Here is a 22,642-nt window from a genome sequence, read left to right as displayed (position 1 = left end):
TGCGCCGTTTGCGGCCCGTTCCCACGGTCCACGGAGCGTGATATCCGTCGATCGTGCGGGCCGCTTCGTTGTACGGTTCTTGATGTCCCCGGCCGCACGGCTGCGGGGCCATCGATCCCGTACCGGCGGGTGAACCGGTTACACACATGTACGTGGGGACGCTGTCCTTCGACCTCCTCCTCGGCGACGTCCACTCGCTCAAGGAGAAGCGCTCCGTCGTCCGCCCGATCGTCGCCGAACTCCAGCGCAAGTACGCCGTGAGTGCGGCCGAGGTGGACCACATCGACCTCCACCGGCGGACGATCATCGGCCTCGCCGCCGTCTCCGGTGACGCGGGGCACCTCACCGACGTACTCGACCGGTGTGAACGGCTGGTCGCCGGCCGCCCCGAGGTGGAGCTGCTGTCCGTACGACGGCGGTTCCACGGCGAAGACGACGACTGACCAACACGAAACGCAAGCAGAGAAAGAACGGGAGACGGACCAGTGGCCGACAACGCGCGGGCGAAAAGGCTGGCGGACCTCATCCGAGAGGTGGTGGCCCAGAAGCTGCAGCGCGGGATCAAGGACCCGCGGCTCGGCTCGCACGTCACCATCACGGACACCCGGGTCACGGGTGACCTGCGGGAGGCGACCGTCTTCTACACGGTGTACGGCGACGACGAGGAGCGCAAGGCGGCGGCCGCCGGCCTGGAGAGCGCCAAGGGCGTCCTCCGCTCGGCCGTCGGGGCGGCCGCCGGTGTGAAGTTCACGCCGACGCTGACCTTCGTCGCCGACGCCCTTCCGGACACCGCCCGGAACATCGAGGACCTGCTCGACCGGGCCCGCCAGTCCGACGAGAAGGTGCGCGAGGTCTCCGCGGGCGCCACCTACGCCGGTGAGGCGGACCCGTACCGCAAGCCGGGCGAGGACGACGACGAGACGGACGACGCCGCCGAATGACCAGCAAGCCCACCCCGCCCGACGGCCTCGTCATCGTCGACAAGCCGTCGGGTTTCACTTCGCACGACGTGGTCGCCAAGATGCGCGGGATCGCCAGGACCCGCCGCGTCGGCCACGCCGGCACCCTCGACCCGATGGCGACCGGTGTGCTCGTCCTCGGCGTCGAGAAAGCCACCAAGCTCCTCGGCCACCTCGCGCTGACCGAGAAGGAGTACCTGGGCACCATCCGCCTCGGGCAGACCACGATCACGGACGACGCCGAGGGCGAGCTCACCTCCTCCACCGACGCCTCCCACGTCACCCGGGACGCCGTCGACGCCGGCGTCGCCAAGCTGACCGGCGAGATCATGCAGGTGCCGTCCAAAGTCAGCGCCATCAAGATCAACGGAGTGCGCTCCTACAAGCGGGCCCGCGAGGGCGAGGAGTTCGACATCCCGGCCCGCCCGGTGACCGTCTCCTCCTTCGCCGTGTACGACGTCCGCGAGGCCGTCGCCGAGGACGGCACCCCGGTGCTCGACCTGGTCGTCTCCGTGGTCTGCTCCTCCGGCACCTACATCCGCGCCCTGGCCCGCGACCTCGGCGCCGACCTCGGCGTCGGCGGCCACCTCACCGCCCTGCGCCGCACCCGGGTCGGCCCCTACAAGCTGGACACGGCCAAGACCCTGGACGAGCTCCAGCAGGAACTGACCGTGATGCCGATCGCCGACGCGGCCGCCGCCGCGTTCCGCCGCTGGGACGTGGACGCGAGGCGCGCCCGGCTGCTCACCAACGGCGTACGGCTGGAGATGCCGGACGAGTACGCGGACGCCGGCACCGTCGCCGTCTTCGGACCGGAGAACCGGCTGCTCGGCCTCGTCGAGTCGCACAAGGGCAAGGCCAAGAGCCTCGCGGTCTTCGCCTGACCGAGGGGCTTCGCCCGTGGAGCGGCGGTCACGGGGTACTCGCTGCCGCCGCTCCACGGTCCCCCCTCGGTTCCCCCACCCCTAGGGTGTATCCAGCGCCCTCCGTCCATTCACCCGTCCGGGCAGGCGCTCGGAGTGAACCGGGGGAGCGCAGGGGGGCGCGTTCACCACGCCGTCTGTCCCGCCGATCACCGCCCGCCTACCGTCGAGACAAGAGGCACAGGCGGGAGGTACGACGATGGCGGGACGGGGCCCGCGGGACCGCTCCCGGCACACGCCCGACACTCCACCTCCCACCGGCCCCGACGCGGCCCTCGTCCGCATCCGCGACCTGGCCGGCCGCCCCCGCGGCCTCGGCTTCGCCGCCGACCACCACGGCACCGTCGTCACCAGCCACGAGGCCGTCGACGGTCTCGCCCGCCTCGCGCTGTACGGCACGGACGACCGCAGCTGCGTCGTCACCGCCGACGCCGTCACCCCGCTGCCCGAGCACGGCCTCGCCCTCGTGCACACGGCCGGCCTCGGCACCGAACCGCTCCCGCTCACGGTCCGGGACCGCGTCGGCACCGGCACCTACGTCCGCCTCCCGGCCGGCTGCTGGCGCGAGGCGCGCCTCCTCGGCGCCACGAGCGTGACCTACACCGCCACCGACCGCTTCCACGTCCTCGACGACGCCCTGGAGCTGGCCATCGGCACCGCCGGGCAGGACGCCCTCCGGCTGGGCGGTGGCGCCGCCGGAGCCCCGGTGCTCGACGCCGGCACCGGCGCCGTCATCGGCGTCGTCGGCACCGCGCTGCGCTCCGGTCACCGGGACTGCGGATTCGCCGTACCCCTGCGGCCCGCCCCGGCCGGCCCGCTCGCCGAACTGCTCGCCCGCAACGCGGCCACCGTCCCCGCCTACGGAGCCGACCTCAATCTCGCCGGCGTCCTCGAACTCACCATCACCTCCGTCGGCTCCGACGGCCCGCCCCGCGCGGTACCGGAACCCGTCGAACGCGCCGACCCGGCCCGGGAGTTCGCCGCCTTCACGGCCGGCCCGGCCGCCGTCCTCGCCCTCGTCGGCGCCCCCGGCAGCGGCCGTACGACGGAGCTGGCGGCCCTCGCGGACCGACGGCACCGCGGCCCCGGCCCCGCACCCACCCTGTGGCTGCGCGGCGCCGACCTCGCCCCCGGCGACACCTCCGTCGCCGACGCGGCCGGCCGGGCCCTCGCCCGGGCGGCGCGGATCGTCGCCGCGTCGCGCGCCACGGACGCGCCCCGCGACCTCGGTCCCGAGCGGGTGGCCCGCCTCGCCCGGGACGCCGGGCGCCCGCTGCTCCTGCTGCTGGACGGCCCCGAGGAGATGCCGCCCGTCCTCGCGCACCGCCTGGGGGAGTGGACCGCGGGGACGGCGGAATGGCTGGCACGGACGGGCGCCCGGCTGGTGGTGGCCTGCCGGCCGGAGTACTGGGAGGAGGCCGGGGCGAGCTTCCCGCCCCGCCTGCTGCACGGCCGTCCCGCCCCCGGACTGCCGCCCTGCGTACGCCTCGGCGACCTGAGCGAGGAAGAGGCGCGGCTCGTCCGCGCGCGCCTCGGCATCCCCGACGGCGTCCTCGCGGACCGCGACGCCCGCCATCCCCTCACCCTGCGCCTGCTGGCAGAGGTCCGCACGGCACTGGCCGAGCCGCCTACACCCTCCCCCTCGCCCGCCCCGCCGCCGTCTCCGTCTCCGTTTCCGTATCCCGGCGCAGACGCGGACCCTGCGTCCCCGGCGTCCGGCGCCGCGTGCAGGCGCTCCCCGTCCTGGGCGTCCGGCGCCGCGGGCACCGGCTCACCGTCGTCGGGGTCTGCCGTTGCGGGTGGGGGCTCGCCGTCGTCGGGGTCTGCGGCCGCGGGTGGGAGTTCACCGCCGGGGTCTGCCGGTGCGGGTGCGGGCTCCCCGTCGTCGGCGTCCGGTGCCGCGGGCACCGGCTCGCCGTCCTCGGTGTCCGCCGCGCCGGGCGCGGGAGCCCCCGTGCCGTCGGCCGTCGTGCGCGTCGACCGGCACGACGTGCTCGCCGCCCATCTGGACCTGATGTGCCTGCGCATCGCCGTCCGGCTCGCCGCCGGGCTCGGGCTGCGCGGCACGGCCGTGCGACGGCTCGCGGCGAAGGTCGCGCGGCAGGTCCACGAGGCGGCCCGGCGCAGCCTCGGGCCCGGCCAGGGCGAGCTGGACCGGCCCTCCTTCGAGGCCGTCTTCCCCTGGGGACCGGCCCCGGCGGCCCTCGGCGGCGGCACCGGCTGGGCCTCCGCCGTGCTCACCGAGGGCCTCCTCGTCCCGGCCGGCGACGGCTACCGCTTCGCCCACGAGGAACTCGCCGATCACGTCCACGGCATCCACCTCGACCTCGACGCGGCCCTGCGCGCCCTCGTGCACCGCGCCGACGCCCACCCCGCGCCCGTCCCGCACCACCGCATCGGCCCCGTCGTGCAGGCCCTGCTCCTGCTGGAGCGCCAGCAGGGCCCGCACGCCCTCGCCGCCCGCCTGACCGGTCTGCTCGACGCCCTGGACACCGACCCCGGGTCCTGGTGGGCCACCCACCTGCTCGCCGAGACCCTGCCGCGGGTGCCGGACGCAGCCCGTCACCTCGCCGTGCTGCGGGGCATCGCCGACCGCATCGCCGAGCGGCGGCTCGCGCCGACGTGGTTCGGGCCGGCCTTCTGCACGTCGCTCGCGCTGGACCCGGCCGACCTCCTCGACCTGCTGCGCCGGCTCGTCCTCGCCGACCCCGCCCCGCAGGACGGCCGGACACCGCGGTTCCTGGACACGGCCGCCGAGCTGCTCGCCGCCGACCCCACCGCCGTACAACGGCATCTGGTGCGCTGGTTCGACGACGGGCGGCCGCTGCCCGCGACCCCGCACGCCACCGTCGCGACGGCCGCGCAGGCGCTGCTGCACACCCACCGGCACCGCGCCCTGGACGACCTCACCGACGCCCTCGTGGACGCGGCTCATCCGCGCGCCGGGGAACTCCTCGGCGTGCTCGCCGGGGACGAGCCGTCCGCGCTGTGCCGGGCCGTCGACCGCTGGGCGCACGACGACCGGCCCGCACGCCGGGCGGCGGCCCTGACGTACGGACTGCGCGCGGCCCCGCACGTACGCACCGACGCCGACCGCGCGCTGCTGCGCTACGCCGCCCTGGCCCTGCTCGCCGACACCGCCCTGCACGTCGGCGCGCTCGCCCTCCTCGTGCGCGACCCGCACAGCCGCGCCCGCCACCTGCCGCACGCCGTGCGCCACTTCACCGCCGGCGACCGGCAGCTGCCGCCCGCCGCCCTGGCCGCCGCCCTGCCCACCCATCCCGACGACGTCCTGGAAGCCTTCCGCACCCGGCTGCTCACCGCCGCGTCACAGGACGCGGGGCGGACCCTGGCCGCACTCGCCGACACCGCCCCGCCGTCCCTGGCCCACCGTGTCGCCGACGTCCTTCGGGAGGCGGTGCAGCAGCGGCCCGAGGCGCTGTCGGAGCGCCTGGCCGGATACGCGGCCCGCCGCCTGGACCAGGGCGGCGACGCCCGTCCGGTGCTGTTCCCGCTGCTCACCGGCCTGCTCAGGGACGGCCCCGACCGGGTGCGTACGGCCCTCGCCTCCGTCCTCGCCGACCCCGGCACCCCTGTGTCCGCCGCGCTCCGCCGCGACCTGCGCGACGTCCTGCTGGCCCACGAGAGCGACCCGGCCGTGCTCGACACGCTGCTGCACGCGGCCGTCCCCGCGATCACCGGCGACGAACTGCGTGCGCTGGTCCAGCGCGTCGGCCTCCTCCTCGTGCGCACCCCGGAGGGTGCCGCCCGCTACGACCGTGCCCTGGTCGACCTGGGCCGCCACGTGCCCGGCTTCGCCACCCGCCTGACCGGCTGGCTCACCGCCGCACCGGCCGACTGGGCCGCCCTCGTCGGCCCCAGCGCCCGGCGCACGATCGAGCAGCTGGCCGGCGTCCGGGTCCCCGCATGAACCGGCTCCCGCAGGCCCGGCGGCGTGCAGCCGGTCACAGCGATGATGCCGGTGCAGGCAGGGCGGGCGCGGCATGGCACCCTTAGACCTGCGTAAGAACGTAGACACGGACACGGGTTCGAGGAGCGGTCACAGTGCAGCGCTGGCGTGGCTTGGAGGACATCCCCCAGGACTGGGGGCGCAGCGTCGTCACCATCGGCTCCTACGACGGGGTGCACCGGGGCCATCAGCTGATCATCCAGCACGCCGTGGACCGCGCCCGCGAGCTGGGCGTCCCCGCCGTCGTGGTCACCTTCGACCCGCACCCCAGCGAGGTCGTCCGCCCCGGCAGCCACCCGCCGCTGCTCGCCCCGCACCACCGCCGCGCCGAGCTGATGGCCGGCCTGGGCGTGGACGCGGTGCTCATCCTGCCCTTCACCACGGAGTTCTCGAAGCTCTCGCCCGCCGACTTCGTCGTCAAGGTCCTGGTGGACAAGCTGCACGCCAAGGCGGTCGTGGAGGGCCCCAACTTCCGCTTCGGCCACAAGGCCGCGGGCAACGTGGAGTTCCTCGTCGAACAGGGCAAGGTGTACGACTTCGACGTCGAGGTCGTCGACCTGTACCTGTCCGGTGAGGTGGCGGGCGGACAGCCGTTCTCCTCCACCCTGACCCGGCGCCTGGTCGCCGAGGGCGACATGGCGGGCGCCGCCGAGATCCTCGGCCGCCCGCACCGGGTGGAGGGCGTGGTCGTGCGCGGCGCCCAGCGCGGCCGCGAACTCGGCTTCCCCACGGCCAACGTCGAGACCCTCCCGCACACCGCGATCCCGGCCGACGGCGTCTACGCCGGCTGGCTGCACGCCAACGGCGAGGCGATGCCGGCCGCGATCTCCGTGGGCACCAACCCGCAGTTCGACGGCACCGAGCGCACGGTGGAGGCGTACGCCATCGACCGCGTCGGACTGGACCTCTACGGCCTGCATGTGGCCGTCGACTTCCTGGCCTTCGTACGCGGTCAGGCGAAGTTCGACACGCTGGACGCGCTGCTGGAGCAGATGGCGCAGGACGTGAAGCGCTGCCGTGACCTGGTGGCGGCTTCCCAGCCGCCGCGCTGACCCCGTACGACGCCGAAGGGCGGCCGGTGCCTCGGGCACCGGCCGCCCTTTCGCATGTCCTGCGCCTGCTGCCGTCGGCGGCGACAGCAGGCGTCTGCGGCGGCTACTGCTGGGGCGGTGCCGGGGGCTGCCCGGGGTGCCCCGGCTGACCCGGCTGCCCGGGGTGGGGCTGCGGGTAGCCGTAGCCGGCGGGAGGGTAGCCGGGCTGCCGGCCGGACTCATCCGGCTGACCGGGCTGTCCCGGCTGTCCCGGCTGGGCCGCCTGCGGATCGGGCTGCTGAGCGGGTACGGCGGGCTGTCCGGGCTCGGGGTAGGGCTGTCCCGGCTGGGGGCCGGCCTGCGGATACGGCTGTCCCGGCGCGGCTGCGGCCTGCGGGTACGGCTGTCCCGGCTGGGCGGCGGCCTGCGGGTACGGCTGACCGGCCTGCGGCACGGGCTGCGGGTACGGCTGACCGGGCCGGCCCGGCTGGCCAGGAACCGGCTGGCCCTGCGCGGACTGCTCCGCGCCCGGCTGACCGGGGACGTACTGGCCAGGGATCTGCTGTCCGGGGATGTGCTGTCCGGAAGGCTGCTGCCCAGGGAACGGCTGACCCGCGACCGGCGGCGGGCCGGAGTACGGCTGGCCGGGAGCAGGCTGCCCCGGGTACGGCTGCTCGGGGGCAGGCTGCCCCGGATACGGCTGGCCGGGGACCGCGTGACCCGGGTGGTGCTGGTCCGGCATGTGCTGGTCCCGCATGTGCTGGTCAGGGACCGGCTGCCCCGGATGCGGCTGGCCCGGGTACGGCTGGGCCGGGTACGGCTGGCCGGGTCCCGCCTGGCCGGGGAACGGCGGGGCGGCCACCGGCGGCGGGTTGCCGTCGCTGGTCCACAGGCCGTGCGACTGCTGGTGCCGGACGAAGTCCTCGGCGACCATCGCCGCGAGGTTAAAGTACGCCTCCCGCACCTTGGGCCGCATCATGTCGAGGTCGACCTCGGCACCGGCGGAGAGATGCTCGTCGAACGGCACCACGATCACCCCGCGGCAGCGGGTCTCGAAGTGCGCCACGATGTCCTCGACCTTGATCATCTTGCCGGTCTCGCGGACCCCGGAGATGACGGTGATGGAACGGGAGACCAGCTCGGCGTACCCGTGCGCGGACAGCCAGTCCAGCGTCGTACTGGCGCTGCTCGCACCGTCCACGGACGGCGTCGAGATGATGATCAGCTGGTCGGCGAGGTCGAGCACGCCGCGCATCGCGCTGTAGAGCAGGCCGGTACCGGAGTCCGTGAGGATGATCGGGTACTGCTTGCCGAGCACGTCGATGGCGCGCCGGTAGTCCTCGTCGTTGAACGTCGTCGACACGGCCGGGTCGACGTCGTTGGCGATGATCTCCAGGCCGGACGGCGCCTGCGAGGTGAACCGCCGGATGTCCATGTAGGAGTTGAGGTACGGGATCGCCTGGACGAGGTCACGGATGGTGGCCCCGGTCTCCCGGCGCACCCGGCGCCCGAGGGTGCCCGCGTCCGGGTTGGCGTCGATGGCGAGGATCTTGTCCTGCCGCTCGGTGGCGAGGGTGGAGCCCAGCGCGGTGGTCGTGGTCGTCTTGCCCACGCCGCCCTTGAGGCTGATGACCGCGATCCGGTAGCAGGACAGCACCGGCGTGCGGATCAGGTCGAGCTTGCGCTGCCGCTCGGCCTCCTCCTTCTTGCCGCCCAGCTTGAACCGCGAACCGCCGCCGACCGGACGGGTGCTCTTCGCCTTCTGCTTCTTGGAGTTGAGCAGCCGGTCGGAGGACAGCTCCACGGCGGCCGTGTAACCGAGCGGCGCACCGGGGTGGGTGGGCTGCCGCTGGTCATGCTGCATGGGCTGCGGCCAGGCGGCCCCGAGCCGCGGATCGACGGGAGGCTGGGGGGCCTGGGGGGCCTGGGGGACCTGCGGGGGCTGGGCATCCTGGGCGGCCTGCGGGGCGTCCGGCGCGCCCGGGTACGCCTGTGCGGGCTGGCCGGGCTGGCCGGGGTGTGCGGGCTGGCCGTGGTGTGCGGGCTGCCCCGGGTGAGCGGGCGGCTGGGGGAAGCCGTAACCACCCGGCTGCACCGGGGGATTGGGCGCAGCGGCCTGCTGCTCCGGCTGCGCACCGGGGTGCGGGAAGCCGTACCCGGCGGGCGGGTTCGGCGCGGAGGCGGGCGCGCCGCTCTGCGGGAAGCCGTAACCGCCGCCAGGCTGGGCGGAGTTGTCGGGCTGAGCGCTCGGCACCGGCGGGGCAGGCTGCGCCTGGGGCGCGGGCGGAGTGGGCGCGCCGGGCTGGGGGAAGCCGTAACCGCTCGGTGCCTGCGGGGGAGTGGGCGCGGGAGCTGCCGTGGGCTGCGGGAAGCCGTAACCGGCGGGCTGCTGGGGCGCGTTGGCCTGTGGGTCGGCGGCAGGCTGGGCGTTCGGCGCGGGCGGCGGGAAGCCGTAGCCGGCGGGCGGGTACGGCTGGCCCGGCTGCGGCGCGGCGGGGGTGTTCCAACCGCCGGGCGCGGGCTGTGGCGCCTGGGGCTGGAACGGGGGCTGCTCCTGCGGGGCGGCGGCCACGGGCTCCGGCTGCGACTGCGCGGGCCACTGAGCCGCGGGTGCGGGCGCGGCGGGCTGGTACGACGGCGGCAGCGGAGGGACTCCGGCCGGCGGAGCCGACGGGGGATTCCAGTCGGCGGGCGGCGCATCCTGCGGCTGGGCGGCAGCGGCGGGAACGGCGTCCTGCGGCTCGTCGGCCAGGTCGGCAGCCGGTACGGGCTCGGCCGGCGCCTCGGCGGAGGGAACCACGTCGGCGGACTCGGCACGCGCCTCCTGCTCGGGAGCGTCGGCGGGGGAGTCGTCGGACTCACCGGAGTCGTCGTAGCCGACCGCCTCGGCGTCCGCTGCGGCCTCGTCGGCGGAGGGAGCGGACTCAGCGGATTCGGGGGACGCGTCGGAGGGCGCGGACGTCTCATCGACGACCGCGTCAGTGCCGTCCTGCGTCTCGCCCGCGACCGACGACACGGTCTCCTCGACCTCTTCCTCGACCGCGTCATCCGCGGCGCCGTGCGGATCAGCTGCCGCGCCGGCGCTTTCGTCGGCCGCAGCGGCGCCCTCGTCCGAGGCGTCCTCGCGCCCCTCGCCGCGCTCCTCATCGTCGGACCGCTCGCCGGCCGCGACCTCGGCCCTGACTTCGGCCTCGTCCCCGGACGCGACCTCGGCCTCGTCCCCGGACTCAACCTCGCCCTTGTCCTCTGCCGCGCCCTTCTCCTCCACCGCGGCCGTGTCCTCGGCGTCGGCGTTGTCCTGGGCGTCGGCCTTGTCCTCGGCGTCACCCTGGACGGTCGCGGCATGCTCGGCGATCTGCCGCTTCAGCGCCACCGCCGAGAAGCGCATGGTGGCACCGCTCTCGATGTCCCCGTTACCGAACTCGGCACCGGCGTCACCACCGGAGACGGAAGGCGAGCCGGCCGAACCGGAAGGCGCGTCAGCGGAACCACTCGCATCCGCCGGACCGGTCGCAGGAGCCACCGGGGCCCCCCACTGTCCCTGGAACCCCGGAACGGGAATGTGCGGCACAGCGCTGGGCGAAGCGGGATCGGCGGCCGGCGCCGCGGCGGCGGCCGGCGTCTCCTGCCACGGCTGCTCCGGTTCCTGGGCAGCCTGAGCCTGAGGCCGCTGCGGCTCGAACCCGCTCCCCACCGGCAACTTGGGCACGGCCACAGGGCTGCCGCTGGGCGGCGGCGGAGGCGGCGTGTACGCGGCCCCGAGAGCCGGAGCCGGAGCGGAGGCGGGCGGCGTGTAGGGCGCCGGCGGAGGCGGAGGCGGAGTGAAGGACGCCCCGGACCCACCGGCCGCGTGCGGCGGCGGCGTCAGCCCGGGCAGCGGAACGCTGGGAACGGCCGCGGGCCCCGACGCCGTACCGCCTCCGGGCGCCCCCGCCGAGCCGGAACCGGACGCACCGGCCGCCGCCCCCGAGCCCCCGGACGCGTTCTGCGTGTACCAGGCAGGCGGCGCGTAGTCGATGGTGAACTCGCCCGTCGTCTCGATGGCGGACTCCGCGTCGGGCTGGTCGTCGCCGGGCGTGGCCCAGCCCCCGCGGTTCCCGTCCCGATCGCTGCTCACAGTTCCTCCTGGTGTGGTCGAGCACCCTCAAGCCGTGCCGGGCCGACCATTTCTTGTCGTTCGAGTGGTCCGAAATGCAACGAGGTCGTCCGATCAGCGGCCCTCCCCCTGTGACGCAGACACCGGTTCCACGGGTTCTGGCGTCGCGCCGGTCCCAGCCTAATCACCAGGTACCCCACCTCGTCAGGCCCGCCCGCCGCTCGGCGCCGGTCCGGGACGCCCCACCCGGCCGCGAAATGACGGTATATGAACTCCTTTTGGTCAGAAACCGGTCAACCTGCTCACCGTGATGGGCACTTGATGCGACAAGTGGTCGCGGCACGAAAAAGGGGCGGCACCCACGCGTGCCGCCCCGCATCGATCGACCGTCACCCGGCGTTCGCCGCCCCGCCCTCCCGCGTCGGCTCCAGATCGAACTCCCCGTCCCGCGCGCCCAGCACGAACGCGCGCCACTCCGCCTCCGTGTACCGCAGCACGGTGCCCGGGTCCAGGGAGGAGCGCATGGCCACGGCGCCGCCCGGAAGGTAGGCGATCTCGACGCGCTCCTCGTGCTCCTCGGTGCCCGGCGCGCCGTGCCACTCGACGCCGGAGATGTCGAGCGCGTACAGCTCGTCCCGCTCCCGCTCCTTGCGCGCCTTGATCTCTTCTGCCGACTCGGCCATGCCCCACCGGCCCCTTCTTCGAGGTAGGAACGATCAGTGGCCTCACCCTAGTGGCCGCGCGTCCCCCGTTCGGGCGGTTCCGGGACCTGGCGGAAGGCCCCTGCCTGCGCCTGGTACCCTGAGTGACGGCCGTATGTGTACGCACCCCCGGAAGCCCTCACGGGCCCTGGTGGTCGCGCTCAGCGGATCCCCGCCTCCCGAGTCGTGGAAGCTCTCCCGAGATGTAGACCGGGGGCACTCGGAGGCAATACACAGTATTGAGGAGTACGCGTGTCGCTCGACGCCGCTACGAAGAAGCAGATCATCGCCGAGTTCGGTCAGAAGGAGGGCGACACCGGCTCCCCCGAGGTCCAGGTCGCCATGCTCTCGCGCCGGATCTCGGACCTGACCGAGCACCTCAAGACCCACAAGCACGACCACCACTCCCGTCGTGGTCTGCTGATCCTGGTCGGTCAGCGCCGTCGCCTGCTGCAGTACCTCGCCAAGAAGGACATCCAGCGCTTCCGTACGCTGGTCGACCGCCTCGGCATCCGCCGTGGTGCGGCGGGCGCCAAGTAAGACGCCGTGAAGGGAGCGGTTCCCTGGGAAAAGGGGGGCCGCTCCCTTTGCTGTACGTGCGCACTGTCACTGCCCCTTTGTAGTGTGGTAGCACAACGCAATACGTACGACACCGCGTGATACGGCCCGCCCACGGAGGGTAGGGGCTGATCACGTAAGACGAAGAGGAGGAGCGCACCACGCCGCCGCCGGTCCTCGGTAGTGGCCCCCGGGACAGCGAATCCCGGGTGCTTCGATCGAAGACCGGCCCGCACCGCACGGAGCGCTTCTCCGCCACCGTCCCCCCGCCACACGGGCGAGGAGGGACGAGGACGAGGAGAAAACACTAGTGGAGAACGAGACCCACTACGCCGAGGCCGTCATCGACAACGGCGCCTTCGGCACCCGCACCATCCGTTTCGAGACGGGCCGCCTGGCCAAGCAGGCCGCCGGCTCGGCCGTGGCGTACCTGGACGACGACACCATGGTGCTGTCGGCCACCACCGCCTCCAAGAACCCCAAGGACCAGCTCGACTTCTTCCCGCTGACGGTCGACGTCGAGGAGCGGATGTACGCCGCCGGCAAGATCCCCGGCAGCTTCTTCCGCCGTGAGGGCCGGCCCTCCGAGGACGCGATCCTGACCTGCCGCCTCATCGACCGCCCGCTGCGCCCGTCCTTCAAGAAGGGCCTGCGCAACGAGATCCAGGTCGTCTGCACGATCATGGCGCTCAACCCCGACCACCTGTACGACGTCGTGGCGATCAACGCCGCCTCCGCGTCCACGCAGCTGGCCGGCCTGCCCTTCTCCGGCCCGATCGGCGGCGTCCGCGTCGCGCTGATCCGCGGCCAGTGGGTGGCCTTCCCGACGCACACCGAGCTCGAGGACGCCGTCTTCGACATGGTCGTCGCGGGCCGCGTCCTGGAGGACGGCGACGTCGCGATCATGATGGTGGAGGCCGAGGCCACCGAGAAGACCATCAAGCTGGTCGAGGGCGGCGCCGAGGCGCCCACCGAGGAGGTCGTCGCCGCCGGTCTGGACGCCGCGAAGCCCTTCATCAAGGTCCTCTGCAAGGCCCAGTCGGACCTGGCGTCCAAGGCCGCCAAGCCGGTCGGCGAGTTCCCGATCTTCCTGGACTACCAGGACGACGTCCTCGAGGCGCTCACCGCCGCCGTCAAGCCCGAGCTCGCCCAGGCGCTCACCATCGCCGGCAAGCAGGAGCGCGAGGCCGAGCTGGACCGCGTCAAGGGCCTCGCCGCCGAGAAGCTCCTGCCGGAGTTCGAGGGCCGCGAGAAGGAGATCTCCGCCGCGTACCGCGCGCTGACCAAGCAGCTGGTCCGCGAGCGCGTGATCAAGGAGAAGAAGCGCATCGACGGCCGTGGGGTGACGGACATCCGTACCCTCGCCGCCGAGGTCGAGGCCATCCCGCGGGTGCACGGCTCCGCGCTGTTCGAGCGTGGCGAGACCCAGATCCTGGGCGTCACCACCCTCAACATGCTCCGCATGGAGCAGCAGCTGGACACCCTCTCGCCGGTGACCCGCAAGCGCTACATGCACAACTACAACTTCCCGCCGTACTCCACCGGTGAGACCGGCCGCGTCGGCTCCCCGAAGCGCCGCGAGATCGGCCACGGCGCCCTGGCCGAGCGCGCCCTCGTGCCGGTGCTGCCGGCGCGCGAGGAGTTCCCCTACGCGATCCGCCAGGTGTCCGAGGCCCTCGGCTCCAACGGCTCGACGTCCATGGGTTCGGTCTGCGCCTCCACCATGTCGCTGCTGAACGCCGGTGTGCCGCTGAAGGCCCCCGTCGCCGGTATCGCCATGGGTCTGATCTCCCAGGAGATCGAGGGTGAGACGCACTACGTCACCCTCACCGACATCCTCGGTGCCGAGGACGCCTTCGGCGACATGGACTTCAAGGTCGCCGGCACCAAGGAGTTCGTCACCGCCCTCCAGCTCGACACCAAGCTGGACGGCATCCCGGCCTCCGTCCTGGCCGCGGCCCTCAAGCAGGCCCGCGACGCCCGCCTCCACATCCTCGACGTGATGATGGAAGCGATCGACACGCCGGACGAGATGTCCCCGAACGCACCGCGGATCATCACCGTGAAGATCCCCGTCGACAAGATCGGTGAGGTCATCGGCCCCAAGGGCAAGATGATCAACCAGATCCAGGAGGACACGGGCGCCGAGATCACCATCGAGGACGACGGCACCATCTACATCGGTGCCGCCGACGGTCCCTCGGCGGAGGCCGCCCGCGCCACGATCAACGGCATCGCCAACCCGACGATGCCCGAGGTCGGCGAGCGCTACCTGGGTACGGTCGTGAAGACGACCACCTTCGGTGCGTTCGTCTCCCTGCTGCCCGGCAAGGACGGTCTGCTGCACATCTCGCAGATCCGCAAGCTGGCCGGCGGCAAGCGCGTGGAGAACGTCGAGGACGTCCTCGGTGTGGGCCAGAAGGTCCAGGTCGAGATCGCCGAGATCGACTCCCGCGGCAAGCTCTCCCTCGTTCCCGTGATCGAGGGCGAAGACGGCGACGAGAACGCGAAGGACGACGCCGACCAGTGACGTCCCGTGGCTTCAAGGCGACGGCCCGCACCTCCTCGGAGGCGCGGGCCGTCGCCCGTACCCAAACCCTCATCAAGGGCGAGAACGGCATCGGCACGGTCCGCAGGACCACCCTCCCCGGGGGCCTGCGCATCGTCACCGAGACCCTGCCCTCGGTCCGCTCCGCCACCTTCGGCATCTGGGCCCACGTCGGCTCCCGCGACGAGACCCCGGCCCTGAACGGCGCCACGCACTACCTGGAGCACCTGCTCTTCAAGGGCACGAGCCGCAGGTCCGCGCTGGACATCTCCTCCGCCCTCGACGCCGTCGGCGGCGAGATGAACGCGTTCACGGCCAAGGAGTACACGTGCTACTACGCGCGTGTACTCGACACCGACCTGCCGCTCGCCATCGACGTCGTCTGCGACATGCTGACCGGCTCCCTGATCCTCGAGGAGGACGTCGACGTCGAGCGCGGCGCGATCCTCGAAGAGATCGCGATGACCGAGGACGACCCGGGCGACTGCGTGCACGACCTGTTCGCGCACACGATGTTCGGCGACAACCCCCTCGGCCGCCCCGTCCTCGGCACGGTCGACACGGTCAACGCCCTCACCGCCGATCGCATCCGCCGCTTCTACAAGAAGCACTACGACCCGACCCACCTGGTCGTCGCCTGCGCCGGCAACATCGACCACAACAAGGTCGTACGCCAGGTGCGCGTCGCCTTCGAGAAGGCCGGCGCCTTCAAGAGCGAGGACGCCCAGCCGATCGGCCCGCGCCAGGGCAGCCGCAGCGTCCGCGCCGCCGGCAAGGTCGAGCTGCTGAACCGCAAGACCGAGCAGGCGCACGTCGTCCTCGGCATGCCGGGCCTGGCCCGCACCGACGACCGCCGCTGGGCGCTCGGCGTGCTCAACACCGCCCTCGGCGGCGGCATGTCCTCCCGCCTGTTCCAGGAGGTCCGCGAGAAGCGCGGCCTGGCCTACAGCGTGTACTCGTACACCTCCGGCTTCGCCGACTGCGGCCTGTTCGGCGTGTACGCCGGCTGCCGTCCCTCCCAGGTGCACGACGTACTGCGGATCTGCCGCGACGAGCTGGACCAGGTCGCCGAGCACGGTCTGTCCGACGACGAGATCGAGCGGGCCATCGGCCAGCTGCGCGGCTCCACCGTGCTCGGTCTCGAGGACACGGGTGCGCTCATGAACCGCATCGGCAAGAGTGAGCTGTGCTGGGGCGAGCAGATGTCCGTCGACGACATGCTGACCCGGATCGCGGCGGTGACCCCGGACGAGGTCCGCGCCGTCGCCCGCGACATCCTGGGCCGGCGCCCGTCGCTGTCGGTCATCGGCCCGCTGAAGGACAAGCAGGCCGCGCGGCTGCACGACGCGGTCGCGTGAGTCACCTCCGTTAGCACCTCCGTTAAGGAAGCAACAGATGAGCAAGCTGCGCGTGGCGGTCCTCGGTGCCAAGGGCCGGATCGGGGCCGAGGCGGTCAAGGCCGTCGAGGCCGCAGAGGACATGGAGCTGGTGGCCACCCTCGGCCGCGGTGACAAGCTGGAGACGCTGGCGGAGGCCGGCGCCCAAGTCGCGGTCGAGCTGACCACCCCGGCCTCGGTCATGGGCAACCTCGACTTCTGCGTCCGGCACGGCATCCACGCCGTCGTCGGTACGACGGGCTGGACCGACGAGCGCCTCGCGCAGCTCAAGGGCTGGCTCGCCCAGTCCCCTGAGACGGGCGTGCTCATCGCCCCGAACTTCTCCATCGGTGCCGTGCTCACCATGAAGTTCGCGCAGATCGCCGCCCCGTACTTCGAGTCCGTCGAGGTCGTCGAGCTGCACCACCCGAACAAGGTCGACGCCCCGAGCGGTACCGCCACCCGCACCGCCCAGCTGATCGCCGAGGCCCGTGCCAAGGCCGGCTCCGCCCCGGCGCCGGACGCCACGGTCACCGCCCTGGACGGCGCCCGCGGCGCGAACGTCGACGGTGTGCCGGTGCACGCGGTCCGGCTGCGCGGCCTGCTCGCCCACCAGGAGGTCCTGCTCGGCGGCGAGGGCGAGACCCTCACCATCCGGCACGACTCGCTGCACCACAGCAGCTTCATGCCGGGCATCCTGCTCGGTGTGCGCCGCGTGGTGAGCACCCCGGGCCTGACCTTCGGCCTGGAACACTTCCTGGACCTGAACTGAGCCTCTGACCCTCATGCGCGCGAAGATCACCTACCTCGTCACGGCCGCCGTCCTCGTCTTCTACTTCGTCCTGGTCGGCAGCCGCGGCGTCATGCTCATCCAGTCCGGCACACCGCTGACCGTCACCTTCGGCATCGCGGTGCTGATCCTGCCGGTCATCGGACTGTGGTTCCTGTGGAAGAACACCGAGTTCGTCCGCAAGGCCAACGCCCTCGCCGCGGAACTCGAGGCCGAGGGCGGCCTGCCGGTCGACGAGCTGAAACGCCTGCCCAGCGGCCGTGTCGACCGTGACTCGGCGGACGAGGTCTTCGCCCGGCGCAAGGCCGAGACGGAGGCCTCCCCGGACGACTGGCGCTGCTGGTTCCGCCTCGCCGTCGCCTACCACGACGCCCGCGACACGCCCCGCGCCCGCAAGGCGATGCAACGGGCGATAGCCCTCCACGAGGGCCGGCCGGTCCAGGTCTGACCGGCCCTGCCCGCGACGCCGCCCCGGCGCCCGGGCCACGGGTACCCAGAAGGGGCCGGTCCGCGTTCACCCGCGGCCCGGCCCCTTCCCGCTGTCGCCGTGCGGCTTCACCGCAGGCCGTGGCCGATCAGCCCCGGCGGTTCTCCGCGGCCCACGCCTCCACCGCGTCCGCCGCGCGGTCGAAGGCCTCGGCGCGGCTCAGGAAGTCCGCGTTGTGCGTGGTCAGCAGCGGCGGTACGGCATCGCCGGAGCGGTCGGCGCGCGCCAGTACCAGCGCCTGTCCCTGCACGGTGCGCGGCAGCCCCAGCCAGCGCACCGGCTGCTGCACCGTCCGCACGTGCGCCACGCGCTCCCACGCCACCGTGCGTGTGACGAAGAAGCCCACGTGCCGCAGCCCGCGGGCGCTCACCCACACGCCCATGCGCAGCAGCCGCACCGCGCCCGCGACGATCAGCAGCGCGACGCCGAAGACGGCGGCGGCTCCGCCGACCGTGCCGGCCAGCGCGATGATCACGGCCGCGCTCAGCACATAGGAGGCCAGCAGCAGGCAGAGCGCGGCCGTCGCCACCCGCCAGGGACCGGGCCGGTAGGGGCGCCGCCAGCGGTCCCGGTCGTCATGGGGCAGGGCGACATCGTCGGCTGCCTCCGTGTCGAACGCGCGGTCGGCCGTCAGGAAGGGCAGGGGCACGGCTGGTCCTCACTCGATCCCGGCATCTGCTGTGCCCGGTGAGGCTATCCGGCCGCGCCCCGGCTCTCCAGCATTGGGGGCCACGGCGGCGCTCCACGCCCACCCCATGACAGCCGTGGGCGGGCATCAGTGGCCTTCGGACGCCTGCGAATGCTCGGGCGCGGTGGAGGAGTGATCCAGGCTCAGCGCCGGCATCCCCAGCATCAGCGAGCCGACGAGCGCGGCGACGATGGTCAGCCCCAGCAGCAGCCGGCCGGCCAGCTGACCGGCGGACGCCCGCTGAGGGGACGGAGGAGTGACATTGCTGCGGAACCTGTCGGCCTCGGCTACGAAGGCGAACGGGACGGGTTCACGCCGACCGGACATCGGGGGTGGGTCTCCCTTCGGGGACAGAACGGATCTTTGTCATCCGTAGAGACGAACGAACCGCCTCAAAGGTGCCCTGTTTCACCGACTTCTTGCAGCGCGGTCCCGGACGCGCCACTGGGTAGAGTGGCGTCGCCACACGACAAGACCGGAAGGCCCACCGAAACCGTGATCCCCGAGGATGACATCAAGATCGAGTTCCGCAGCGACGTCACGGTGGAGCTGGTGAAACACAGCGCGGCCGACTCCGACGTACTGTTCGCCGCCCGCGTGTCCACGCTCGGGGAGCAGTCGCTGGACGAGCTGCAGAAGGACCCCGAGCGCTCCAAGGGCCTGATCAACTTCCTGATGCGCGACCGGCACGGCAGCCCGTTCGAGCACAACTCGATGACGTTCTTCATCAGCGCCCCGATCTTCGTCTTCCGCGAGTTCATGCGGCACCGGGTCGGCTGGTCGTACAACGAGGAGTCCGGCCGCTACCGCGAGCTGCAGCCCGTCTTCTACGTCCCCGACACCTCCCGCAAGCTGGTCCAGGAGGGCCGCCCGGGCAAGTACCGGTTCGTCGAGGGCACCCCCGAGCAGTACAAGCTCGTCAGCGACTCGATGGAGGAGTCGTACCGCGAGGCGTACCGCACCTACCAGGAGATGCTGGCCGCCGGCGTCGCCCGTGAGGTCGCCCGCGCCGTGCTGCCGGTCGGCCTGTTCTCCTCGATGTACGCCACCTGCAACGCCCGCTCGCTGATGCACTTCCTCGGCCTGCGCACCCAGCACGAGCTGGCCAAGGTGCCGTCCTTCCCGCAGCGGGAGATCGAGATGGTCGGCGAGAAGATGGAGGCCGAGTGGGCCCGGCTCATGCCGCTCACGTACGCCGCCTTCAACGCGAACGGGCGTGTGGCGCCGTAACGGACCCCCGTTCTGCCGCTCGGCACACATGTACGGTTCAGCCTTGCGAAGTGTCCGTATTGCGGCGTTTAGAGAAGTTCATCTAGCCTGATCAAACGGACCCGGCACTGCTTGAACCCCCGAGCAGGCAGTGCCGGGCTCCTCTTTTGTCCTGACTTGCCCGGCACCCCGAGGGCAGACCACGTGATGCGCAACGAGTAGCGTGTAACCCATGGCTCCGACCTCCACTCCGCAGACCCCCTTCGGGCGGGTCCTCACCGCCATGGTCACGCCCTTCACGGCGGACGGCGCACTCGACCTCGACGGCGCGCAGCGGCTCGCCGCCCACCTGGTGGACGCAGGCAACGACGGCCTGATCATCAACGGCACCACCGGCGAGTCGCCCACCACCAGCGACGCGGAGAAAACGGATCTCGTACGAGCGGTCCTGGAGGCCGTGGGCGACCGGGCCCACGTGGTGGCCGGTGTCGGCACCAACGACACCCGCCACAGCATCGAGCTGGCCCACGCCGCCGAGAAGGCCGGCGCGCACGGCCTGCTCGTCGTCACGCCGTACTACAACAAGCCCCCGCAGGAGGGCCTGTACCGGCACTTCACGGCCCTGGCCGACGCCACCGAGCTGCCGGTCATGCTCTACGACATCCCCGGCCGCAGCGGCGTCCCGATCAACACCGAGACACTCGTCCGCCTCGCCGAGCACCCCCGGATCGTCGCCAACAAGGACGCCAAGGGCGACCTCGGCCGCGCCAGCTGGGCCATCGCCCGCTCCGGCCTCGCCTGGTACTCCGGCGACGACATGCTGAACCTGCCGCTGCTCTCCGTGGGCGCGGTCGGCTTCGTCTCGGTCGTCGGCCACCTCGTCACCCCGGACCTGCGCGCACTCGTCGACGCGTACGTCTCCGGCGACGTCGTCAAGGCCACCGAGATCCACCAGAAGCTGCTCCCGGTCTACACCGGCATGTTCCGCACCCAGGGCGTCATGACCACCAAGGCCGCGCTCGCCCTGAAGGGCCTGCCCGCCGGGCCGCTGCGCGCGCCCATGGTGGAGTGCTCGCCCGAGGAGATCGAGCAACTCAAGATCGATCTTGCCGCCGGCGGGGTACAGCTCTGACAACAGACTTCGCGCGGCCGCGCAACCGCCCCGCGCACCTGAGCTTCACAACTGAATAAGCAGGTCACCGGTGCCTGCGAACGACAACGACAACTGCTTTTGCACGAACGTCATACGCGCCACGTGCCCGACCGGTACGTGGCGCGCGTGGTGAGGAGAGTCTTTTGAGCCATCCGCATCCTGAACTCAGTGCGCCCCCGCCCCTCCCCGAGGGCGGCCTGCGCGTCACCCCGCTCGGCGGCCTCGGCGAGATCGGCCGCAACATGACGGTCTTCGAGTACGACGGCCGTCTGCTGATCGTCGACTGCGGCGTGCTCTTCCCCGAGGAGGAGCAGCCCGGCATCGATCTGATCCTGCCGGACTTCACGTCCATCAGAGACCGCCTCGACGACATCGAGGGCATCGTCCTCACGCACGGTCACGAGGACCACATCGGCGGCGTCCCGTTCCTCCTGCGCGAGAAGCCGGACATCCCCCTGATCGGCTCCAAGCTGACCCTCGCCCTGATCGAGGCCAAGCTCCAGGAGCACCGCATCCGCCCGTACACCCTCGAGGTGTCCGAGGGGAACCGCGAGCGCCTCGGCCCCTTCGACTGCGAGTTCATCGCGGTCAACCACTCCATCCCGGACGCGCTGGCCGTCGCCATCCGCACCCCCGCGGGCATGGTCGTCCACACCGGCGACTTCAAGATGGACCAGCTCCCGCTGGACAACCGCCTCACGGACCTGCACGCCTTCGCGCGGCTGAGCGAGGAGGGCATCGACCTCCTCCTCACCGACTCCACGAACGCTGAGGTCCCCGGCTTCACGCCGCACGAGCGGGACATCTCCAACGTCCTGCGGCAGGTCTTCGCCGGGGCCCGCAAGCGGATCATCGTGGCGAGCTTCGCCAGCCACGTCCACCGCATCCAGCAGATCCTGGACGCGGCCCACGAGTACGGCCGCCGGGTCGCCTTCGTCGGCCGCTCGATGGTCCGCAACATGGGCATCGCGCGTGACCTCGGCTATCTGCGGGTGCCGCCGGGCCTGGTGGTGGACGTCAAGACGCTCGACGACCTCCCGGACCACGAGGTGGTCCTGGTCTGCACGGGTTCCCAGGGCGAACCGATGGCGGCCCTGTCCCGCATGGCCAACCGCGACCACCAGATCCGCATCGTCGACGGCGACACCGTGATCCTCGCGTCCTCGCTGATCCCCGGCAACGAGAACGCGGTCTACCGCGTGATCAACGGCCTGACCCGCTGGGGCGCGAACGTGGTCCACAAGGGCAACGCCAAGGTGCACGTCTCCGGCCACGCGTCCGCGGGCGAGCTGCTGTACTTCTACAACATCTGCCGCCCGAAGAACCTGATGCCGGTCCACGGCGAATGGCGCCACCTGCGGGCCAACGCCGAGCTGGGCGCCCTCACCGGCGTCCCGCACGACAACATCGTCATCGCCGAGGACGGCGTGACCGTCGACCTGGTCCAGGGCAAGGCCAAGATCTCCGGCAAGGTCCAGGCGGGCTATGTCTACGTCGACGGCCTGTCGGTCGGCGATGTCGGCGAGCCGGCCCTGAAGGACCGCAGGATCCTGGGCGAGGAGGGCATCATCTCGGTCTTCGTGGTGGTCGACTCCTCCACGGGCAAGATCACGGGTGGCCCGCACGTCCAGGCCCGCGGCTCGGGCATCGAGGACTCGGCCTTCGTGGACGTCCTCCCGAAGATCACCGAGGCGCTCGAGCGCTCGGCGCAGGACGGGGTCGTAGAGCCCCACCAGCTGCAGCAACTGGTCCGCCGGACCCTGGGCAAGTGGGTCTCGGACAACTACCGGCGCCGGCCGATGATCCTGCCGGTCGTCGTGGAGGTTTGACCCTCCCGCGGCTGTGAACCCGGAGCGGGGCCCCTCGATTTGCATCGAGGCGCCCCGCTCCAGTACGTTTACGGCTCCACCGCAGCGGGAACCCGGCACACTTCGTGCACCGGCAGCCCCGAAGCGGGTGGGAAATCCGGCTCAGAATCTCTGATAAAGTCGGAACCGCCGGAAAGGGAAACGCGAGAGCGTAAACCTGGAAAGCACCGAGGAAATCGGATCGAGAAAAGATCTGATAGAGTCGGAAACGCAAGACCGAAGGGAAGCCCGGAGGAAAGCCCGAGAGGGTGAGTACAAAGGAAGCGACCGTTCCTTGAGAACTCA

The 22,642-nt window shown here is 72.3% G+C and carries 17 protein-coding genes; 13 read left to right on the top strand and 4 right to left on the bottom strand.

Features of this window, described 5'->3' with window-relative positions; translation table 11 throughout:
• Nucleotides 1-146 precede the first annotated feature (146 nt).
• The 5 genes from AB0E88_RS34175 to AB0E88_RS34155 all read left to right on the top strand — a co-directional run bounded on the left by AB0E88_RS34175 (nt 147) and on the right by AB0E88_RS34155 (nt 6,904).
• Nucleotides 147-443 carry a DUF503 domain-containing protein gene (locus AB0E88_RS34175; protein ID WP_361638706.1) on the top strand — a complete coding sequence of 99 codons (297 nt, stop codon included), beginning with the start codon at nt 147-149 and terminating at the stop codon, nt 441-443.
• Between the two features lie 42 nt (nt 444-485).
• Entirely contained in the window at nt 486-941 is a 456-nt protein-coding gene (gene rbfA / locus AB0E88_RS34170) for a 30S ribosome-binding factor RbfA (RefSeq protein WP_361638705.1), read from the top strand.
• A complete protein-coding gene (gene truB / locus AB0E88_RS34165; RefSeq protein ID WP_361638703.1) occupies nt 938-1,843 on the top strand; it encodes a tRNA pseudouridine(55) synthase TruB in 906 nt (301 codons plus the stop codon). Before rbfA ends, truB begins: the two co-directional genes overlap by 4 nt.
• Before the next feature lie 238 nt (nt 1,844-2,081).
• The gene (locus AB0E88_RS34160) at nt 2,082-5,813 is read left to right on the top strand and encodes a serine protease (protein ID WP_361638701.1); all 3,732 of its coding nucleotides are present in this window, start codon (nt 2,082-2,084) and stop codon (nt 5,811-5,813) included.
• Between the two features lie 134 nt (nt 5,814-5,947).
• The gene (locus tag AB0E88_RS34155) at nt 5,948-6,904 is read left to right on the top strand and encodes a bifunctional riboflavin kinase/FAD synthetase (protein ID WP_361638699.1); all 957 of its coding nucleotides are present in this window, start codon (nt 5,948-5,950) and stop codon (nt 6,902-6,904) included.
• Between the two features lie 103 nt (nt 6,905-7,007).
• Here AB0E88_RS34155 and AB0E88_RS34150 read toward each other — a convergent pair whose 3' ends face one another.
• Entirely contained in the window at nt 7,008-11,000 is a 3,993-nt protein-coding gene (locus tag AB0E88_RS34150; RefSeq protein ID WP_361638697.1) for an SCO5717 family growth-regulating ATPase, read from the bottom strand.
• 368 nt (nt 11,001-11,368) lie between these two features.
• On the bottom strand, nt 11,369-11,662 hold the full coding sequence (locus AB0E88_RS34145; RefSeq protein WP_361638696.1) for a DUF397 domain-containing protein: 294 nt from the start codon (nt 11,660-11,662) through the stop codon (nt 11,369-11,371).
• A 270-nt stretch (nt 11,663-11,932) separates the two neighbouring features.
• Between AB0E88_RS34145 and rpsO the strand changes: the two genes are divergently transcribed.
• The 5 genes from rpsO to AB0E88_RS34120 all read left to right on the top strand — a co-directional run bounded on the left by rpsO (nt 11,933) and on the right by AB0E88_RS34120 (nt 17,400).
• Entirely contained in the window at nt 11,933-12,220 is a 288-nt protein-coding gene (gene rpsO / locus AB0E88_RS34140) for a 30S ribosomal protein S15 (protein ID WP_016432306.1), read from the top strand.
• Nucleotides 12,221-12,548: 328 nt separating this feature from the next.
• On the top strand, nt 12,549-14,768 hold the full coding sequence (locus AB0E88_RS34135) for a polyribonucleotide nucleotidyltransferase (protein WP_361638694.1): 2,220 nt from the start codon (nt 12,549-12,551) through the stop codon (nt 14,766-14,768).
• Nucleotides 14,765-16,144 (top strand): pitrilysin family protein, encoded by a 1,380-nt coding sequence (locus tag AB0E88_RS34130; protein WP_361638692.1) that lies wholly within the window; start codon nt 14,765-14,767, stop codon nt 16,142-16,144. The genes AB0E88_RS34135 and AB0E88_RS34130 overlap by 4 nt, the downstream gene beginning before the upstream one ends.
• 37 nt (nt 16,145-16,181) lie before the next feature.
• Nucleotides 16,182-16,934, top strand: a complete 753-nt coding sequence (dapB, locus tag AB0E88_RS34125) for a 4-hydroxy-tetrahydrodipicolinate reductase (RefSeq protein ID WP_361638690.1) — start codon at nt 16,182-16,184, stop codon at nt 16,932-16,934.
• Between the two features lie 13 nt (nt 16,935-16,947).
• Nucleotides 16,948-17,400, top strand: coding sequence for a tetratricopeptide repeat protein (locus AB0E88_RS34120; protein ID WP_361638688.1), 453 nt, complete (start codon nt 16,948-16,950; stop codon nt 17,398-17,400).
• Nucleotides 17,401-17,527: 127 nt separating this feature from the next.
• On the opposite strand, the gene AB0E88_RS34115 is transcribed toward AB0E88_RS34120, so the two are convergent.
• Nucleotides 17,528-18,088, bottom strand: coding sequence for a hypothetical protein (locus AB0E88_RS34115; RefSeq protein WP_361638686.1), 561 nt, complete (start codon nt 18,086-18,088; stop codon nt 17,528-17,530).
• 126 nt (nt 18,089-18,214) lie between these two features.
• Nucleotides 18,215-18,454: a hypothetical protein gene (locus AB0E88_RS34110; RefSeq protein WP_361638684.1), complete on the bottom strand. Its 240-nt coding sequence runs from the start codon at nt 18,452-18,454 to the stop codon at nt 18,215-18,217.
• A 168-nt stretch (nt 18,455-18,622) separates the two neighbouring features.
• Here AB0E88_RS34110 and thyX point away from each other — a divergent pair, with 168 nt between their 5' ends.
• From thyX to AB0E88_RS34095, 3 genes are all read left to right on the top strand, one after another.
• Nucleotides 18,623-19,357, top strand: coding sequence for an FAD-dependent thymidylate synthase (gene thyX / locus AB0E88_RS34105; RefSeq protein ID WP_361638682.1), 735 nt, complete (start codon nt 18,623-18,625; stop codon nt 19,355-19,357).
• Between the two features lie 211 nt (nt 19,358-19,568).
• Nucleotides 19,569-20,468, top strand: coding sequence for a 4-hydroxy-tetrahydrodipicolinate synthase (gene dapA, locus AB0E88_RS34100; RefSeq protein WP_361638680.1), 900 nt, complete (start codon nt 19,569-19,571; stop codon nt 20,466-20,468).
• A 164-nt stretch (nt 20,469-20,632) separates the two neighbouring features.
• Nucleotides 20,633-22,318, top strand: coding sequence for a ribonuclease J (locus AB0E88_RS34095; protein WP_361638678.1), 1,686 nt, complete (start codon nt 20,633-20,635; stop codon nt 22,316-22,318).
• Nucleotides 22,319-22,642 lie beyond the last annotated feature (324 nt).

It is taken from the genome of Streptomyces sp. NPDC028635, assembly GCF_040637635.1.
In the GTDB taxonomy this organism is placed as follows: domain Bacteria; phylum Actinomycetota; class Actinomycetes; order Streptomycetales; family Streptomycetaceae; genus Streptomyces.
The sequence above is the reverse complement of the archived record's forward strand: the minus strand, read 5'-3'. Positions and strand labels throughout refer to the sequence as shown.

What these genes read in the sequence shown, in the direction of transcription:
- dapB (WP_361638690.1), top strand. Translation starts at nt 16,182, where the DNA reads ATGAGCAAGCTGCGCGTGGCGGTCCTCGGTGCCAAGGGCCGGATCGGG.
- dapA (WP_361638680.1), top strand. Translation starts at nt 19,569, where the DNA reads ATGGCTCCGACCTCCACTCCGCAGACCCCCTTCGGGCGGGTCCTCACC.
- AB0E88_RS34160 (WP_361638701.1), top strand. Translation starts at nt 2,082, where the DNA reads ATGGCGGGACGGGGCCCGCGGGACCGCTCCCGGCACACGCCCGACACT.
- AB0E88_RS34120 (WP_361638688.1), top strand. Translation starts at nt 16,948, where the DNA reads ATGCGCGCGAAGATCACCTACCTCGTCACGGCCGCCGTCCTCGTCTTC.
- AB0E88_RS34110 (WP_361638684.1), bottom strand. Translation starts at nt 18,454, where the DNA reads ATGTCCGGTCGGCGTGAACCCGTCCCGTTCGCCTTCGTAGCCGAGGCC.
- AB0E88_RS34175 (WP_361638706.1), top strand. Translation starts at nt 147, where the DNA reads ATGTACGTGGGGACGCTGTCCTTCGACCTCCTCCTCGGCGACGTCCAC.
- AB0E88_RS34145 (WP_361638696.1), bottom strand. Translation starts at nt 11,662, where the DNA reads ATGGCCGAGTCGGCAGAAGAGATCAAGGCGCGCAAGGAGCGGGAGCGG.
- truB (WP_361638703.1), top strand. Translation starts at nt 938, where the DNA reads ATGACCAGCAAGCCCACCCCGCCCGACGGCCTCGTCATCGTCGACAAG.